Source organism: Acinetobacter sp. YH12131 (genome assembly GCF_013418635.1).
Lineage (GTDB): Bacteria > Pseudomonadota > Gammaproteobacteria > Pseudomonadales > Moraxellaceae > Acinetobacter > Acinetobacter towneri.
Genome location: NZ_VPBQ01000014.1, coordinates 58,981 through 78,008, shown reverse-complemented (window position 1 = coordinate 78,008; position 19,028 = coordinate 58,981). Strand labels below are relative to the sequence as shown.

Annotated in this window: 11 protein-coding genes and 1 pseudogene; 8 read left to right on the top strand and 4 right to left on the bottom strand. The window is 36.0% G+C overall.

Annotated elements, in window-relative coordinates:
* The 5 genes and pseudogenes from FTU66_RS10560 to FTU66_RS10540 all read left to right on the top strand — a co-directional run.
* Positions 1-171, top strand: a 171-nt coding sequence (locus FTU66_RS10560; protein WP_180112775.1) for a transposase, incomplete at its 5' end; no start/stop codon positions are given.
* A 385-nt stretch (positions 172-556) separates the two neighbouring features.
* The gene (locus tag FTU66_RS10555) at positions 557-1,138 is read left to right on the top strand and encodes a hypothetical protein (RefSeq protein WP_004895799.1); all 582 of its coding nucleotides are present in this window, start codon (positions 557-559) and stop codon (positions 1,136-1,138) included.
* A 2-nt stretch (positions 1,139-1,140) separates the two neighbouring features.
* Positions 1,141-3,360, top strand: a complete 2,220-nt coding sequence (locus FTU66_RS10550) for a hypothetical protein (protein ID WP_180112774.1) — start codon at positions 1,141-1,143, stop codon at positions 3,358-3,360.
* Positions 3,357-6,326 carry a tyrosine-type recombinase/integrase gene (locus tag FTU66_RS10545; protein WP_180112773.1) on the top strand — a complete coding sequence of 990 codons (2,970 nt, stop codon included), beginning with the start codon at positions 3,357-3,359 and terminating at the stop codon, positions 6,324-6,326. Before FTU66_RS10550 ends, FTU66_RS10545 begins: the two co-directional genes overlap by 4 nt.
* A 2-nt stretch (positions 6,327-6,328) precedes the next feature.
* Positions 6,329-6,595: pseudogene (locus FTU66_RS10540) on the top strand (IS5/IS1182 family transposase); the annotation flags it as partial.
* Between the two features lie 312 nt (positions 6,596-6,907).
* On the opposite strand, the gene FTU66_RS10535 reads toward FTU66_RS10540, so the two are convergent.
* Genes FTU66_RS10535 through FTU66_RS10520 form a run of 4 tightly spaced genes read right to left on the bottom strand, consistent with a single transcriptional unit; the run spans position 6,908 to position 12,032 of the window.
* Positions 6,908-7,399 carry a hypothetical protein gene (locus FTU66_RS10535; RefSeq protein WP_257222086.1) on the bottom strand — a complete coding sequence of 164 codons (492 nt, stop codon included), beginning with the start codon at positions 7,397-7,399 and terminating at the stop codon, positions 6,908-6,910.
* Positions 7,399-7,722, bottom strand: a complete 324-nt coding sequence (locus FTU66_RS10530; RefSeq protein WP_004974301.1) for a DUF3240 family protein — start codon at positions 7,720-7,722, stop codon at positions 7,399-7,401. Before FTU66_RS10530 ends, FTU66_RS10535 begins: the two co-directional genes overlap by 1 nt.
* Positions 7,715-10,798: an efflux RND transporter permease subunit gene (locus FTU66_RS10525; protein ID WP_004974298.1), complete on the bottom strand. Its 3,084-nt coding sequence runs from the start codon at positions 10,796-10,798 to the stop codon at positions 7,715-7,717. The genes FTU66_RS10530 and FTU66_RS10525 overlap by 8 nt, the downstream gene beginning before the upstream one ends.
* A gap of 10 nt (positions 10,799-10,808) precedes the next feature.
* On the bottom strand, positions 10,809-12,032 hold the full coding sequence (locus tag FTU66_RS10520; RefSeq protein WP_004974297.1) for an efflux RND transporter periplasmic adaptor subunit: 1,224 nt from the start codon (positions 12,030-12,032) through the stop codon (positions 10,809-10,811).
* A 684-nt stretch (positions 12,033-12,716) separates the two neighbouring features.
* Here FTU66_RS10520 and FTU66_RS10515 point away from each other — a divergent pair.
* The 3 genes from FTU66_RS10515 to FTU66_RS10505 are packed head-to-tail and all read left to right on the top strand — an operon-like array spanning position 12,717 to position 18,850.
* The gene (locus FTU66_RS10515) at positions 12,717-13,421 is read left to right on the top strand and encodes a hypothetical protein (RefSeq protein ID WP_094069346.1); all 705 of its coding nucleotides are present in this window, start codon (positions 12,717-12,719) and stop codon (positions 13,419-13,421) included.
* Positions 13,408-15,678 carry a hypothetical protein gene (locus FTU66_RS10510; protein WP_070153152.1) on the top strand — a complete coding sequence of 757 codons (2,271 nt, stop codon included), beginning with the start codon at positions 13,408-13,410 and terminating at the stop codon, positions 15,676-15,678. The genes FTU66_RS10515 and FTU66_RS10510 overlap by 14 nt, the downstream gene beginning before the upstream one ends.
* On the top strand, positions 15,662-18,850 hold the full coding sequence (locus FTU66_RS10505) for a tyrosine-type recombinase/integrase (protein ID WP_154320135.1): 3,189 nt from the start codon (positions 15,662-15,664) through the stop codon (positions 18,848-18,850). Before FTU66_RS10510 ends, FTU66_RS10505 begins: the two co-directional genes overlap by 17 nt.
* Positions 18,851-19,028 lie beyond the last annotated feature (178 nt).

Here is a 19,028-nt window from a genome sequence, read left to right as displayed (position 1 = left end):
AATCTGTATTTTATTCCAGCTTATAGCCCTGAGTTAAATCGAATCGAGATGGTATGGAAGCAGATGAAATATTATTGGCGAGATTTTCAAGTCATGACAGCTGATAAAATAGAGCAATGGGTGGAGAAAGTATCAAACCAATTCGGAAAAGAATACATGTTTACTTTTTAATGACAACTTAGGAGTTGTTCAAATTTACGGATCCATCTCTGACTCATATAATCAATCACGTGCATATTTTTTAATTCTCACAACAATTCAAATAAAGCAATAAATTGATTTATTTATATAAAAAAATACTACACACAATAAAAAGTTATGGGCAGTAAAAATATTTAAATCCATGAGTATTATAATACCAATGAGGCATGAGTATTCTTTTACCAAAGAATCTCAATAAACGTATTTTTCAAAAAATAAATGCAATAAAAATTAAATAAAACCATCAAAATATTTACATTATAAAAATTCCTGCATATATTAAGAATACACAAACAAAATACGATCAACCAAAGAAGAAAGTCATCTAAAGCAGTCTTAAAATTGGGTTTTACTCATGACAAATTCAACGAATAAAGTACTAAAAACATTTCGGGTGTCATCCAAAAACCTGAATTTATATTGCTACCCACAAAGCATCCATGCTTTTGTGTGTTGGCATGCACTTTTTTCTCAGCTTGAGATTCAACAACGTGAGTTCACTTTTAAACTTCTGTCAGATGCAAAATGTGAAATCCCTATCATCATTACAGATAAGGAAGATACATATTTATTTACAAGCCATTTCGCAGGAATACATGGATATTTCTATGACCCATCGCTGAAATTTAAATTCAAGGGATATCAGAATCTTGATCATCATGAGAATATTCTTTCAGCTCTACGGGATGTTTTAAATTTACTAGAATCAAAGCAGTTTAAAGTCATCTCTAAGCTTGATGTTCTCGCAAATTGTTTGAATCAAAATTATACCTCTACTCAATTACATCAAGTGTTTGGCTACAATCAACTGTCCTTAGACACCCTTAGAGAAATCACAAAACTTTCAATTAGACAAAGTCCAGCAAGCTTTCCAAAAAACCAATCAAGTGCTCAATTTTCATTAAACAACATACTCAATGCGTTAAAGGATCAATAAGTATGAACATGATTGGACATGCCTATCTAAATTACGAGAAAGTTGATTTAGCACCTTTCAAGGCTTTTTATACAGGCTTAGCTAAAATAAATAAACAAAGAATAGAAGAAAATATTCGCTTAGAAGATTTTACAAAATCTAGTGAAAGAAACGTTCTCATAGATTTAATGCAGAAAAATGAACTTAAGAGAACAAAAACCGAGTTACCCCTAGTTCATTATTTGTTTTCGCTATTTAATGTGTCCACAGAGAATAAATTGATTGCCTTGAAATGGGCAGTTTTCAACATTCAATCTTTTGAATCTATTGCTCAGACAGAGAATATAACTGAAAACAATTTTAATGAGATTACTTCAAAATATAAAAATACTATCTGCGATATATGTAGATGTTTTAGATTAGCGAATCACGATAAAAACAAAATATATAAGACCTTAACTTCGATTCCTTCAGATCTACAAGAGCTCATCAATCAGCTAGATTCTATTATTGGTAAAAATAAAAAGCGAATAAAACGCTCATTACCAAGTCTGTCTGAAGAAGATATCAATCGTTTAAGTGTTATTAAGAATGCTTATAACTTCATCGTTACACAGCAAAAAAGACAACGTACGCATTCTAGTCAAACCAGAAAGTCTTCTAAGTCAATTGATCAACCAACATATAGACATAAAAAAGTTTCACTTGATGATGAAGTTTTACTGTTCACAACTTTTCGCAGTAATGAGGATACTTATGATATTGAGGATCAGGAACAATCCACGCTTCAAGATCACGGTTTTAATTTTGATGAAAAGGAAAAACATTCTTTAGCTTTCCAAAAAATTAAATTAATGGCACAAGCACAACATCATCAAAAAAACAATTTGATGAGTAAATCAAATCCGCGTGTTTATGATCTATTGACAGCTCAGCTCATTATGCAACGCATACTTGAAAAAGCCACAGACTCACCTATTCATAGTTTATTGTTATTTTCAGTACTAAGCCTCACGCACTATAAGGACATAGTAAGTTTTAGCAACAAACCATGTGAATCCAATCGCACAAAAAAATTGTATTTGAATAAATTTGAATGTTACTTTAAGCAATCATTTGACGTTTCTACTTTTAAAAGTAATCACATCAAACTCAAAGAGCATAAGCTGAACACCACAAACAGCTATGCTATTCCCTTGCCTCAATCATATTTTTCGACCCTAATTCAACTTAAAAAATGGGATATGGGCGATATTGAATCCGAGGTGAATGAATACTTAAGAACTATTGGTCAAGATTTGACATTTAACCTTACAGCAGAAAATCTGCCTCGTTTGATCAGTGATATTACTTTAAATGAACTCGGTTACGAACTGGAAAGCAAATTGCTGGCTGGGATGAGTATTAAACACTATGTGTCCTGCAATTATTTTTCTTCGACAGTGGTTGATTTATTAGATAGCTATGAACAAACTTTAAAATTAGTTACCTCTACGTTTGATACTCAGTACATTCATAACTTGAGTAGTCCAATATCGTTCGGAAGTCAGCAATCTCCAGATGTAGCATTGGCCCAAGCCTTCTTTAATGAACTCGACCGCTGTGTTCGACAAGCTGCCGACCCATTTTCTTGCCTGAATCATTATTCTATTTGGTTATGGCACATCTGCATGATCATTACTTCAGCTCGACCAAGTCACTCCTTTCCACCTAATTTAGACTATATTGATTTTGAAATGCAGATAATGGGTGTTGCAGATAAAGAGCAGCGTTACGCGAGCACGATTGGACGATGTATTCCTTTTAATGATTTTCTTAAAGCAGAAATACAGCATTATTTGGCATTCTTAAATAAATTTAAGACCTTAATGCAAATACTCTATCCTTCTGAATATATCCAACCCATTCAAGATGTTCTCAATGGGCAAGCTCCTATTCTCCTTTTCCAAGATAAACATAAATTAAGACCGTTTGGCCTGTCTGATCTGCAGCATATTTATGAAAACTTAGATCTGCAAAAAAATTGGACCAGACATTTTTGTCGTTATTTCTTTGCACAGTTTTGTGATGAAGACATTATCAAATCCATTTTTGGACATGATGAAAATATGCAGGGTCTTTTTGATAAATATTCTAGCTTTAAGCCAACTAACTTGAGTCAAATTAGAAATGCTCAGGATAAATTAGTCGCAATATTAAACTTAAAGGGTATGTCCAATTTGAATGAGGTTACTTTCATATGAGTAATCATCCACATAGCCTCCGTCGCAAGCAAAAAAATAATGCGAAAATTAAATCACTGATTACATTATTCTCGGAAAAATTTGAATGCTCAACAGATGCAAATTTTCAAAGCATATGCAACGAAATCGACAAAAAACTCTTAGAAAAAGCGGGTTCCAATTTACAATCATATCGTTTTGGACGTTTACAATTAGCAAAATATATCAAACGTCTCAATCTTGCCAAAGGTACTGATTATCCAGTTCCGAGTAGCCCTGTAATCTATGAATCTGTTATGCCACTGCAAAGCATTGAAACCATCAAGCACGGCAAAAATATCGTCCTATTTGTACAAAGGTTAACTCATCTTTGGCACACAACATCCATTGATCATCCCGTACATTGCCATGGATTTGCATTAATAAGCGCTATTCTCTTTAATGGTGTTTGGAATGAGGCAGAGTTAAAAGCATTTTCACACATCATTGAAACAAAAAAAAGTTTTGACTCTTTTTTAGATACTAAAGATCATTTCATAAGTCTTGAAATACCCAATTCACAGTATGGCAATAAAAAAATTGATCATCCTCATCACAGTACAACTTACACAAAAACCATCGTCATACACGATATCGTTAAATGTTGGTTATTCAGACTTAACCAATATGAAAAAGATTTGTTTACACAAGCATTAGACCCTGAACACGTCATTAATGACTGTATTCGTATATATTTGCCTGATGTAAAAATTCGATATAAAGAACTGATTCAATACGCTTTCTATTTCACGCAATTTTTGAAAAATGCTCAGCTTGATCAAATGTCTATAGGATTATTAAAACATGAAATTCCAAGTTCGAGCCCCCTCAAAAAACAATTAGCCGTCTACTTTCATCAATTTGATACACCTGCCACAAGATCTCGATATAAAATCCTCGAACAAAATGAACGGAGTATTAAAGGCAATATTGAAAGTGGACTAACCAACTTTTTGAAAGACATTCGCGTGATTCTTCGTGCTGATGGTTATGTCGAAAAACTCATTGAACTGTATGCACGTGAACTTTCACCTTCAATAGAACGTATTGTCTTTTGGGCAATCATTCGTTCAAGACTTAACAGCAATGAACTAGCTAAACTGAATGAAATTATTTGCAGTAAAAAGAGACTTTCAAGGACACTAATTCATGCAGACTTTCAGCCTCTTAAACGAAGCTCGCTGAATACCTTTTTCTCGCAATTTGTCTTCCACTGGCTTTATTTAACCCAAGGTAAAAACATTCATGCATTCACAGCGATAGATTATGAAGAACTTTATGCTGAAATTTTAGCGTTAAAAGCAGAACAAACTCGCTCAAACACGCAGAAACGCTTAAGTGAGTTTCATCACAAACAAGTGTTATTTTTTAACGCACCTGACGTGAACTTAGAAAATTTGCTGACGATTAAAATTTGTAAAACTGATCTCGTTTCACCCCATCTTTTTCACAAAGCCCTTCAAGCGCTCGAGTCTATGTCTGAAATCCATCGTCTGGATAAGTCGATGTTTAAGCATATCTTTACCCTTGGGTTTAAAGTTGGATTGCGGATCAATGAGACCTTAAATATTTTCGTTAATGATTTTCAAATAAATGCGGATCAATTGACTCTATGTATCCGAAATCATCGAAATAAAAATCAAAAAAGCTATTCCGCATACCGAAAAATTGCCTTACACCATCTTCTCAAACACGATGAACTACAATCATTAATGACTTACATCAATAATCGTAAGCGTGAGCTTTTAGAAAAGAGATATTCCCTGAAACAACCGTTATTTATTAAACAAAATTTCAAAGAAACCCATAAAAATGAAGTCAATGAACTCTTAAAAACAATATTAGATTCTGTTTACCCTGAGCATCGTTGCACTTATCACAGCCTTAGACATTCAGCAATTAACCATCTCTATCTCGTACTAGCCGAATCCCCTCTTGCAAATCACTTTACTGATTATTCCGCTAATGAACAAATGAGAATCCGTTATGCTTTATTAAGGCATGGCAATACACAACAAACTTGGTACGCATTAGCACATTTAGCTGGGCACTTAACCCCATCGACAACCTGTTCTAGTTATCTGCATCTTGCACATTTAGCCATTACATACCAACTCAATCAAATGCATACGCCACTCACAAAAGAAGCTTATTTCAACATACTCCACTGTAAAGATAATACTTCATTCCCCGTACAGCAAAGAGCGATTCACACTTTTCTCTATAAGCAGTTAACGCTTCATCCATATAAGGAATATGATCATAATTATAAGGAGCTACACGTAGCTGCACCCAATACACTTGTGCTTGGAGCCCATGATTCGGATCTTACATTCAAGTTATTACATCATATACTTTCAACTCCCCATGAAGATCATCTATTACTCCCAGAAAGCATTCCACTGCAAGTTGCAATAAAAATTCGTGATACGGCTTCTCAACTTAAAACGACGTGTATCAATCAAAAAAAATCATCTAAGTTATTTACCACTGACTTCTTGCGAAAGCACCCTAATGCACTAATTACCAGCTTGCCCACTAATGAGATTGAGCAACAGCTCATTGGTTATGCAGAAAATAACTATGTAATTGCATATAAAAATCATAAAAAAGAGTTAATGCAGATTATCGAAATTTATCTTGAAAAGGTGCAATCCAACTCCTCAGAGTTTAAATTCGCAGTGAATGAAAAGCGTCAATTGAAAAAATTTCTCTCATTCATTAATGACTTATTTCCCAAAAAATATATTCACTTGGAACTTTCTTCGAAAGTAAAACAAGAGCTTGGACATGTCTTATCAGACTTAAATTTAACCTCGAAAAACTTCACGATGTCAGAGGATAGTAAAAATATTAGCTTTTCATTCAAAATATCAGAGGGTAAGGCTTTAGGCGTATTTAAACTTGTGATGTTGTTAATCATTGTTTTTATCAAATCGGATATGTGATTCAACCATGGAAAGATACAAAGAGCAGCTCGCTAGAGCGAAATGAATTACTTCGAACAGTTAAACGTTTAGGTAGGGCACTATGGAAAAAATGGTCAGGCTATCATCGGCGAAGTTTGGTTGAAACTAAGATGCACTGCATTAAATTATTAGGAGATAAACTCAGTGCAAGGCGTTTTGATAGCCAAGTCAATGAGATTCATGCACGTGTAGCAGTCCTCAACAGATTTACGGAATTCGGTCTACCACTTACCCAAGTTATGCCTTAAATTTGGCTCAATTAGGGGTGCTTTGCATTTCAAATCTTTGTGCAACATAGCCAGAATATTACCAAAAATTGAAATATCAATATAAATTCTTTCTATATTTCCATAGAAAGATCTTTGATTATAAAATCCATGTCCACTGTATTTATATTTTAGCTAGACATTTTAAGATATTTTTACTAATCGGTAAATTTTTATTTTAAATTTAATACTTCTATAATCAAATATATGTGACTTTTGATACAGTTTTTTTCCAAAATTTGTGACCAGAATGATCTCATATCACTAAAATTCATATCGAACTTCACCTCATATTTATCCTTTAAAATATATTAATATCAAATAGATAGATTGAATATAAATTAATGTAAAAAATCTCGTTAACCTTGCCAAGGTTGGGGTTTCTGCAATACTTGAAATACGTTGTGCTAGATCTTGATCTAGCCGGTATTTATTAGGCAAACGTATTTGTTTTTCTATCCCCAAACTAGGTTCATAACTATTGGCTTGTTTTCGCTCTAGTTGTGTATCCGTCTTACGTACTTGCATACCGGCTGTAACAGTCCACGGATTTTGCCCTACTTTTAATCCTTGTCGGGCAAAGTCTGCATAATCTTGCTCTGATATTGCAGCACGCACATTCGGATGTTCTACTAGACTCTGTTGTACTGCTTCAAGTGGTGGCAAAGCAGCTTCAAGTTGAGGTTTTGCAATTGCTGTCGAAGCCACTGTAAAACAATAGCCCAACCCAAACAGATACCAAATTTGGCCTAGAAGTGTTGATTTAAATTTGATATTTAATGTCATTAGTCAAGTGCTCCTTGGCTCATATAACCAGAAATTAATGTAGGTATGACCCAATAAAAACAATCACTTGATTTAAATTTTTGCTGAATATGCGCCAAAACCAATGATACAGATTCGTGTTGTACAATCAGCAATATAAGATTCCGTTCAGTTGCTCCGCGAATTTTTTCCTGAACATTACGATAATGTTGGCGATTACCAAACCCTTGTGCGTTGACACAAGTACACCCTGAAATCAACTCAGGAATTAACCACAAATGCTCCATAAGTTCTTCAGCAATATCAGAGGACACGTTAATAGAGAGTTGGCATATTTCAGACATGATGATCTCGCGCTAAACCAAATTTTTTAAACAAGTTAGGAAGTAAAATCAGAGTCAGCAAAGTACAAGAAATAAGCCCTCCAATCACAACTATCGCCAATGGACGTTGAATCTCGGCACCAGGGCCAGTAGTAAATAACAATGGGATCAAACCTAAAGCTGCAATACTCGCGGTCATCATGACTGGACGTAAACGGCGCATAGCACCTTCACGAACAACTTCCTCAATTGCAACACCACGAGAAATCAGTTGATTAAAATAACTAATCATCACTAAACCATTCAGTACAGCAATCCCCATCAAGGCAATAAAACCAACTGATGCAGGAACAGATAAATACTCACCTGTTAATGCTAATGCAAATACTCCACCGACTAACGCAAAGGGAATATTGACGAAAACCAATACGGCTTGACGCACCGAACCCAAAGTCGTAAATAGTAAAAAGAAGATCATTGTTAATGCAGCAGGTACAACAAGCATTAAGCGAGCAGCCGCACGTTGTTGGTTTTCAAATTGCCCCCCCCATTTGAGTGAGTAGCCGGTTGGTAACTTGACTTTCTCTGCAACCAATTGTTTTGCTTCATCTACAAAACTAACTAAATCACGATCACGTACGTTGGCACGTACCACTGACATTCGTGATGCATTTTCACGATCAATTTTTACGACACCCTCAGTCTTAACCACTTCTGCTAAAGATAACAATGGCACTGCAGCTGCATTCTCAATTGGCAAGGCAATATTGGAAAATTCAAAACTCGACTCTCCCAAACGTGGATCCCCTTTCATCATTAATGGAACAGGGCGCCCCTGTTCAATAATGGAACCTATTTCTTTGCCTTCCACGAGCATCTTGAGTTGGGCTTGAACATTTTGACTGTCCAATTGATTTCGTATAGCCATATCACGATGGATTCGCAGCTCTTGATACTGTACTCCCGAATTTTCGAGTGTCATGACATCTTCATTGCCTTCAATGCCTTGTAGAACTATTGCAATTTGCTTTGATAAATCATTAAGCTGGTCTAAATCACTTCCAAAAATTTTGACAGCCAAATCTCCTCGTACTCCAGACAACATTTCTGAAGTGCGCATCTCTATGGGTTGACTAAATGTTAAGTTCACGCCAGGAACATCTTGAAGTACAAGACGAATTTTTTCTAAAATTTGCTCTTTATTTTTGACTTGCCATTGCGTTTGTGGTTTTAGCACAATGAAACTATCTGTTTCATTTAACCCCATAGGGTCTAATCCCAATTCATCAGAACCTGTACGTGCCACAATTCTTTCAACTTCAGGCACTTGTTCCAAAATACGTTTTTGAATATCCAGATCTAATGCAATTGAGTTTTGTAAGCTAATCGAAGGGATTTTTTCTAACTGTAAAATAGTATCTCCCTCATCCATGGTTGGCATAAATGACTTTCCAATGAATGGGAAAATCAATGCAGCCAGAAGTAAGGTACCACCTGCTAAGACATAAATCTGTTTAGGATGGGCTAAACTCAGATTCAAAAGTTTTCGGTAACCAGTTTCTAATTTAGCTACTAAAAAGGGTGTGTGATGTGCTTTCGGTTTTAGAAAGAATGAACACAGTACAGGAATCACTGTCAAAGAAAAAATTAGTGAACTTGATAAAGCAAATACAATTGTTAAAGCCACAGGTGAAAAGAGCTTCCCTTCCAATCCTTCAAGCGTGACCAATGGAATAAACACTAACATAATAATGATCATGCCTGCTGTGACTGGTACTGCAACCTCAGACACTGCGCGGTAAATCATATTTAATGGCGGTAAAAAAGAACGTTGCGGTGACTCTTTTGCTTCAGCAAGTTGCATTTCAATATTTTCAACCACTACAACTGCAGCATCCACTAATAAACCAATCGCAATCGTCAAACCACCTAAAGACATTAAATTGGCACTTAAACCAAAATGGTGCATCATCAAAAAAGTACTTAGTGCAGATAATGGTAAAACTGCCGCAACCACTAAAGCAGACCTTAGGTTTCCTAAGAACAATAAAAGTAAAATCAAGACTAAGACAATAGCTTCTAATAACGTTTTACTTACGGTATGAATGGCTCGGTTTACCAACTCACCACGATCATAAAATGGTTCAATCGTTGTACCCTGTGGCAGAGTTTTTTCAATGTCGGACAAATGCTCACGAACATGTTGAACGACTTGACGTGCATTCGCACCTTTTAAAGTTAATACAATACCTTGGACAGCCTCACCTTGGCCATTTTCAGTCACTGCACCATAGCGTGTGAGTGCTCCAGTATGTACCTGTGCAACATCTTTAACCCGCACCAATGTTCCTTGATGGCTAGAAACAATAATATCGCCTAACTCTTCAAGGTTTCTGACGCGGCTATCGCTTCGGATCAGTAATGACTCTCCATTTTCATTAAGCCGCCCAGCACCATCACTGGCATTATTTAGCTCGATTGCCTGTTGTAGCTGTGTTAAAGATAAGCCTCGTGCCGCCAGGGCCTCTAAATTAGGGGTCACTTCAAATGTACGAACAAGTCCCCCCAAAGCGTTAACATCGGCGACCCCTTCAATTTTACGAAGTTGTGGACGAACCACCCGATCAAGTAGAGTTCGTTTTTCCATATCACTGAGTGGCCCATGTAAGGTAAACATAAAAGATTCACCTAATGGGGTCGTCATGGGTGCAATTCCACCTGACGTACTACTTGGTAATGCAGACATCACATTACTTAAACGTTCATTCACCTGTTGTCTAGCCCAATAAGGGTCAGTGCCTTCAGCAAAGTCTAATGTGATAATCGCAATCGCGTATTTAGATTGCGAACGCATTACTGTCTGATGAGATATTCCCAACATTTCTTGTTCAATGGGTACAACAATACGGCTTTCCACCTCTTCGGGCGTCATGCCGGGCGATTTCATCACAATTTGTACTTGCGTACTTGACACATCAGGAAAAGCATCAATTGGTAGTTTCGTAAAAGCAATGTAGCCTGCCACACTGATCGCCAATGTGAGCAATAATATTAAAATGCGCTGACTAAGTGAAAAGGCGATAAGACGTTTTAACATATGTCTCACCTCAACGTTCTGTAGTGCTAATAGGTGCTTGCTCTGCACCAAAGCCAGACCACACCGCCTTGAGACGCTCTACACCACTGATAGCAAGTTGCATTTTGGGTTTTAATTTTTCAGCTGTAATATAACTTTGCTGCTGATCAGCTGATAGAACTTCAACCGTTACAGCTTCAAACCCCTTCTGATTTTTAACAAAAATAATGTGTTTACCATCTTGTGAGGTTATGGCAGTACTTGGTACTGGCCATGCTGCAATTACTGTTGGCTGCTTACTTTGAACATGAACTTTGACAAATTGTTGCACCCGCAAACAATTATGTTTGGTATCCATTTGTACGATGATATTTTGAGTTTGTGTATTCCCTACAAGTGCTGGAGCGATATTTTGTATATGCCCTGTAATATCACAACCTTCAACCTGAACAACATCCCCAATATGCACATATTTACTGTCAGCTAAATTAGCTTGTAATAACAATTGTAACGGTGAATCAGCGTTTACAAGTTGACCTAATACTGTACCAGCCTCAACATACTGACCTGTAGAAACCTGTAAGTTTTCTATATAACCACTTGTTGGGCTTTTAACATAGACAATGGAATTTAGACTATTTACCTGCCCTCCTCCCATAAATTGCAGCATTCGCTGTTTTGCACCTAAGTTAATATTAAGACGCTGTACTTGATTCTGTGCCTCTTGCACACGCTTCTCGGCAATAATGCCTTCAGCATATAAGCTACGTTCACGTGTTAAATTTTGCTGGGCTAATTGTTGTTGAGCACGAAGCTGCAATATTTCATTTTGAATCTGAATTAAATCTGGACTATGTACAGCAAGTACATGATGATTCCGGGTAACTTCTGCCAAGGGTTGTACCAAAACTTGCTGCACCATTCCTGAAACAGGACTAGTCAGTACAACTTTGCTTTCTGGTGACCACTGTACTTGCCCTTGTAAAATAATTTGTTTTTGTATGTTAGTAGAAGAAGCACCTAATGTGTGTAATTTGATCCCAACTTGCTCAATTTGTTTTGAAGAAATTAAGATTTGTTGCTCTGAGACTTCAGGACTCCTCTCAGCCTCTGAAACCTGTCTCTCTACTTTAGCCTCTATATTTTTATTCGAGAGCAGCTTACTTCCCCACCATAGCCCAAGGCTAATCAAGATCAAGACGCTCATTAGATATAATAGTTTTTTAAAATTTAGTACATCTACTCGCTGATCCACTCGTTTCATCCTTCAAGAGATTTTCTCTACAAAGCTAAGATTAAGTTCTTAAGATCAGATTAAGTTTATAAACCTATTTCAGACTGCATAGGCCCAAGTGAACCGTATTGGGTTTGTGGGAGACTTTTATTTAACTGATGTTACGTAGTAAGTGCATTTTGAGCATCTTCGCTACTACATGTTGTAGTCGATTTATAAATTATTAATAATCATTATATTAAACTATATATTGTTATTATTTCTCACGAAAATCAGCATCAAAACATAGGTGACTTTTATAAACTAAAATGTCTAAAATGAAGTGACCAAAACCACATTAAATGATCTAAATTGATCAAAATTTTACTCCACCAAAAACTATATACCAGTAATCAAATCATATACTTATAATTAAGGTCATTTAATGGAATAAATCTCGGTGACCTTGCCAAGGTTGGGGTATTTTTATGATCTAACTTTTACTACTTTGTAGCAGGAATCACAGCCATACAATCAATCAATCCCAACCTCGGTAATAGCTTAAAAATATTACTAATAAAAATAGAACCAAATTAAATTATGCACACCAAAACTATAAATTGTGTCTACTTTTCTACACTTACACAATAAATACCGTTAGATTACTTGAAAAGTAAACAGTTAAATAGTAGAAATGTATCATAGTTATATTTTAATAATCTAAATATGTGCCGTGGAACGCGTAAACAAGTAACTTCTGAATGTTCATTTAATTTTGATAACCCCAAAATTATCTTCAAGCGAGATCTTTCTAAACTCGCATTAAACACTCATCCAGATTTTGCTGGCATTCATCACTGCTATCACATGGCCTTTCGAGCTCTACGATTAACTTCTCATTTTCGTTTAGCATCAAACAAACTCAATGTTTGGTCTATAGCAGGAATATCCAATTTCTGGATCGCTGATAATTTTGATTTGTACCTGCATCACATGAAGCTTCCGCCTTCACCTCAGGAATTACATGTATATACGTTCCCACCTGATGCCAACTTACAACAACAACTCAAACACTATGCAAGCTTTGAATTCTTAAGTTTTTTGCAAGCAAATACTTTTGATATACACAATTTAAATCCGCAGCATCTTCAGCAAGCGATCAACCGATATATTTCGACTGAAGTTTTACTCGACTTTAATCGCTTACATTCATTCAAAGCACATAAAACGCTCAGTCTTGAGGGGCTTGGTAAGTTACTCAATTTTAGCCATACACAACTCCACAATAGAAACAGAAAAATCCATGCACGTCGCCAGCATCTACTTGACGAAGTCAGCAAGCAATCAAAAGTCGTCGATCATTATTTAAATCAAAATGATTTTTCACCAAATCCAACAGATTTTTGGAATTGTTCATATGCACGAAAGTGAAACTAAGCCCCTTCCTCAACCCAAAATTTTATTATCAGACTTATTAAAAAAGCTTTTTAATGCAGAGGATTTGTGTCTTCATGCACATATTAACTTTATCGCAGATCTATTGGTTTACCATGACTGCTCAGATTATCTTAAGGGGCTTGTTCTCAGTGAGATTGAATCTGATATTTCTACAAGTTCACCACCTCGCATTCCCGCTACTCTCCAAGCGTCTAGAAAATCTAAAATTGGTGATTCCCCAATCACGTATTACATCAACAGTATTGCCAGCATTTATCATGCGCACACGGAACTACTCACCTGGAATGTGCTCGTCCTTAAAGCAGCACTATATTTATTAGCATTGCCGCAGATCAAACCAGATTTATTTGAAAAACAACATACAGAGCATCTCAATACGATTAAGCGCTTATTTCAGCGTTTCCGCGTTGCAAACAAGTCTTTTTTTGCAAAAAAAAAAGATGCTCACGCATTAGATTATCAAGCATTCTTAACTCTTAAATTCCCTGCTTTATTTCTATCATTAGAGCAATTTGTAGAGTCTGCTCTTCAACCTGAAGCAGATCAAGAACTAAATGATTTTCAGAAAAATTTCTGTGATGAATTACGTATTGCATTCAATTATGTACTAAAAAGCCGTCCAAAAATTGCCAAATCAAGTGTAGATAGTAAACTGCAATATCGTACATGGGATACCGATGGAACTATTAACGAAATCATTGAGACTAAAAAAAGTAATAGAGGTTTAGCTAATGAGCAAGCCCTTGACGAGCAAGAAGACCCCTCTGTTATTGTTCAAGCAGATCAGATTACACCACTTGCCAGACATTCTAAAAATGCCCAACGTATGGCACTTTCGTTAATTCCAAAACATATGCAACGACAAGATCATTTGCTCACTGCAAGTTGTTTACTCCCAAGTGTTTATACTATTTCTGACCTAATTACATACCTGTATCATGATGATAAAAAACATAATGATAAAAGCGTGCTCGTTGTATTACTTTGCTTAATCACAGGCGTTGGCTTTAAAGACTGGTTAAATTTTCAAAAAAGGCGTGTAAAAAGATTAAATCATCGCCAAGTCATTAAATTGCAAAGTGACCAATACTATCTCTCAACCAAATTCAGCATTTTTGAAGATGCAACGTTTGAATATCCGGAGTCACTGATCAATAACACCGTTCATTTAGATATCCCTATCCCAAATCACTTTATTGATCGTATCAAAGCAGAACCAATCATCACTGAAGATGAGCTAAAGAAAAAAATTAGAATAATAAAAGATGAAGTCAAAATTCCTCAGCTGAACTTATCAAAAACTAGCTCATTACTGCATCATGTTATTTTGCAAAAAACAGGCAATAGGCAACTTGCTGACATCATCACTGGTGTAGATGCAAGTCACTCTTCTTCAAGCTCTTACTGCCATTACAATGTAAATAAATTACAAAAAAATTATGTCAAAGTTTTATCTGAACTATGTACACAGCTCGCTGAAAATGACTACGGTGATATTGTCTATAGTGATCAGTCCATCTGCTTTGGTAGCCAAAAAGCACCAAGTAAAAATGTCATAAAGGACATCCTTTTCTATCTTTACACCAAAATTTATACGACTTCAGATAACGACTGGGTAGAAAGTTTTAATGCTTATAGCATTTGGATGTGGCATATCCTACTTTTGTTTACCGCTGCACGACCTGTTCGGGACTTTCCAGGTTTTTTGAATAATATAAGTTTTCAGCAACAGACAATTATGCTGTCTGACAAAGAGGTCGGTGGTAGACGTGGCTTTGGACGCTTGATTCCACTTTGTGCATTTCTCATCGGTGAATTAAAGAAATATCTTCGTTTCCTCGAACATATCCAACAACATTACATGGCGATTAACCGCGAAATCTCAGCCCAAATTGATGCCATATTTAATAATGAACAGCCTCTGTTAAATCTTTTACAAAATGGCACACTCACTCCGCTTACACCTTCCAATGTGCGTGACTTTCATCCTGAAGTTGGGTTAGCACATCCCAACTGGCACCGCCATACAACACGTGCCTTTCTCACCAACAAACAAATCCCCGAGCCTTTAATACTTGCACTTTTTGGACATGAAGCCTTCCAACAGGAAGCCGCACATCCATTTTCTAGTTTGTCTCTGAACCAATATCGCGCGCTCGCAACACATTTAAATGAAATGCAGGAATATTTTGAAATTATTGGAGTGAATTTAAATGTCCTCATCGCTTAAAAAAGCAGATCAACTGTTTGCCGAAAAGAAACGAGAACTTACTCGACAATTAAATGAACAAAAAATTCAAAATGAAGTTCATGCTTCACTCCGCAAATATTTTTCAGAACAGCAGTTTGATCAGAATCCACATTTGCTAGGTGATTACGGCGAGGTTTATAGCCACATCAAGAAAAACTCTACGAGTAAAAAGTGGATCAAGTTTGCATATGATTTTTTTGAAGATTACATCAAAGAGTTAAATGCTCAGCATCGCTTGGATTTAGAGCTGCCTCATGCTGTTTTAGATATTAAAAGAGATAAGCCTATCGTGACCATGAGCTGGAATGCCGATGGTCATGAAATAAATGACCTCGTACAACAGCTTTATAATTATTGGGAATTGGCTGAAAGCTGTGACTCATTCTCAAATGAGGAAATCGTGGGCAATATTATATTGTCTGCCATTCTATTTGGTGGCTTAAATGAAAAAGCTGAACTTAATGCCTTGCTTGAACACCTCAGAAATCCAGTAAAAGTACGCCATTATAAAGACCTTAATATTCTTTTTTTAGAATCCCATTCTAATCATTATGGCGATATTTTTATTGATGAATATACTGTTCGAAAATCTAGAAATTTTATTCCAGACCCCGTCACACGTCTGTGGCTAATACATTTTAATCTGAGAGATATTCGACATGTTCATCTTCCCGTAGAGGGCTATCTTGAGTATATCTTTCGAAAAATAAAGAAAAAGTTTAAAAAAAATAGCTTATCGCATTTACTTCAGCATGCTCGCTACAACTGGTTACAGCTTCCCAACGTAGATATAGATCCGGCGCTCTCTGAATGCCTCATCGGGAATTTACTCAGTTGTGGTTTACCCGAACAAGAGTTTGAGCGTTTTGTGCAACCAAAATTTAAATATAAGCATGAGCTCACTACTGAAGTCATTCATCAGTCTAAGAATTTACCTCCACAAACTGTTTATTTGCATCATGAGCAAGATGCACTAAAAGATGTACTAAAAATTCATAAAGACTTATTAAAAATTATTCGTCTTCGCCAAACAGATGCCCCAATCTATCAACTCATGATCGATTATTGTATGGAGAATGCAAAACTCTTTAATGAATACAGTAAACGAATCACCCTGTGGTTAATTAGTCTCTTTAAACCACCTCAAGAAGATATAGATCTGCTAGCTCAGAGATTTGATTTTTGCGCTACAATTTTTGCTAAAATCATTTCCAACAATAGCCAGTTAGCCAAAAGCTCAATTTACACATACTACACTCGAATTGGTGAGCCTTGGCTAATCTATTCTTTACAATATCAATTTTCTGAGGACGATGAAGAAACACGCCTGCAAAAAATATATGCACAGATTTATCAAAATAACTGTATTGCTGAAAGTCTGCTCGAAGATACTGTTAAAAAATCGGCTGCTCAAATTGTAAAAACACTCAAACGTTTTCATCAATTTCAAGAACAACTATTCGATGCCCCAGCATTCACTTTAGAGACGCTGGATCAACAAACCAGACCACGCACACGTATTATCAGCCCAGTCACATTTCAACTGTTAATCAAAAAACTTCAACAAGCACATCTACAAAATATCATCTCTCAACATGACTATGAAAATCTTAGTCTTATTTATACGCTTGCTTACAGAACTGGGATGCGAATTAATGAAATGATTGGTTTACGTATCAAAGATACTGAAGGATTAAACAGAATATCATTATTGGTCAAGCCATATGGGTCAGAAAAAATAGGCAATGAACACAGATTAAAGACTGACAGCGCGCAACGTAGCGTGCCCGTGTATTGCTTACTCAAAGCATCTGAGTATCAACAATTTCATCAATATGTTGTCAAACAGCGGTTAACAAAAAAACCGAATGATTATTTATTCAGTCAGTTCAATGAGAATAAGAAACTCAGCCAGCACATGCTGACTGCACCCTTTAAAAATTTTATGGATCAGTTATTCAAGCAACATCACTATACATTTCATTCATTTAGACATTCTGCAGCAAATCATTTAGCATTAATTTTTAAATGTGATTATCATTTTTTGTCTGATAGCCTCACAGACTATACGGAAGTTGAATATAATCAGCTCAGGGCTGAGTTATTACGTAATTCAATTGATCAAAATCATTGGATTATCATCGCACATCTTTTGGGGCATCTCGAACCCATCGAGACCTTTAAAAGTTATATTCATGTAGCTTACTTTATTGCAGGTTATCAATTTTCCAAATATCGCCCATTACTAAGCAATGGTTTGGTTAAGAAAATGCTGGGGATAAGCAATTCAACACAAGAGTTACATTTTCTAAAATCGCTCAATGATCAGTCTGAATTCAATTTTGAAATGCATGCTACAACGCTCTGTAAACTCCTTCTAAACAATCAAGAAAAATGGATAGCGAGCAATGCTCACACACTACATGCAGAATTAGAGGTAAATCAAACGCAAGAACATTGTATTTTTGACTATTTTGTCGCGACTCCAGAATCTAAAATCGATCTTGATCTATTTTATAAGGCACTCTGCTTATTAGAGTTATACAAATATGATACGGAGCGCGTAGCACAAGAACTTTGCCTATCTCATGAGCTCATCAAGTATTGGTATGACAATGCAATCCAACTCAAACAACTTAAATCTAGAAAAAACAATCCAAGACTTTTTCATATAACCGAACTGCAATACATCAAACCGTCAATGATTGATACTAATGAGGACCTTTTATTGGTCACACATTTTTTTAACTATCTACAAGCCTGCTATCAAAAGTCACCTGAAAATATTAGGTATGTCTTAGAATTCTTTATTAATCACGTAACTGCTTCACATACAGGTTTACATTCAACGCGGAAAAATATTCAGAATCTGGAAAAATTCTACTATGCGGCCAAAGATCTGTTTCCTGCCAACATGTGGCATTTACTTGGAATAGATATGGTTAATTTTTTAAACAAAGAAATTACGCCGAATCTACTCAAACTTGCCAAGGCAAATCAGAAACTAGAAGGTTACCCAACAACAAAAGAAAATAATGCACGCTTACAGCTATATTCCTTAAAACAAGGCAAAGCACTACCGGCTTTTAAATTTTGTTTACATCTGGCTTGCATTGGTAGGCCTGCTCAATTGCAGTTAGAAATAAAATGACTTCAATAAATCATCGTAACGGATACTGCTTAACTCTCGTGCTACACCTAAGTTTTAATGGTGAGTGTCTGTTTTAATTTTTTTTGGGGGTTATACAGTTAATTAATGCTGATAAAAGCCTAGGCTGGCCATATATAATTCCATCAACCTGATTTTTTACCATTCGGTTTACCTAATT

Coding starts and splice junctions, on each gene's coding strand:
- FTU66_RS10555 (WP_004895799.1), top strand. CDS start 557: ATGACAAATTCAACGAATAAAGTACTAAAAACATTTCGGGTGTCATCC.
- FTU66_RS10550 (WP_180112774.1), top strand. CDS start 1,141: ATGAACATGATTGGACATGCCTATCTAAATTACGAGAAAGTTGATTTA.
- FTU66_RS10545 (WP_180112773.1), top strand. CDS start 3,357: ATGAGTAATCATCCACATAGCCTCCGTCGCAAGCAAAAAAATAATGCG.
- FTU66_RS10535 (WP_257222086.1), bottom strand. CDS start 7,399: ATGACATTAAATATCAAATTTAAATCAACACTTCTAGGCCAAATTTGG.
- FTU66_RS10530 (WP_004974301.1), bottom strand. CDS start 7,722: ATGTCTGAAATATGCCAACTCTCTATTAACGTGTCCTCTGATATTGCT.
- FTU66_RS10525 (WP_004974298.1), bottom strand. CDS start 10,798: ATGTTAAAACGTCTTATCGCCTTTTCACTTAGTCAGCGCATTTTAATA.
- FTU66_RS10515 (WP_094069346.1), top strand. CDS start 12,717: ATGTGCCGTGGAACGCGTAAACAAGTAACTTCTGAATGTTCATTTAAT.
- FTU66_RS10510 (WP_070153152.1), top strand. CDS start 13,408: ATGCACGAAAGTGAAACTAAGCCCCTTCCTCAACCCAAAATTTTATTA.
- FTU66_RS10505 (WP_154320135.1), top strand. CDS start 15,662: ATGTCCTCATCGCTTAAAAAAGCAGATCAACTGTTTGCCGAAAAGAAA.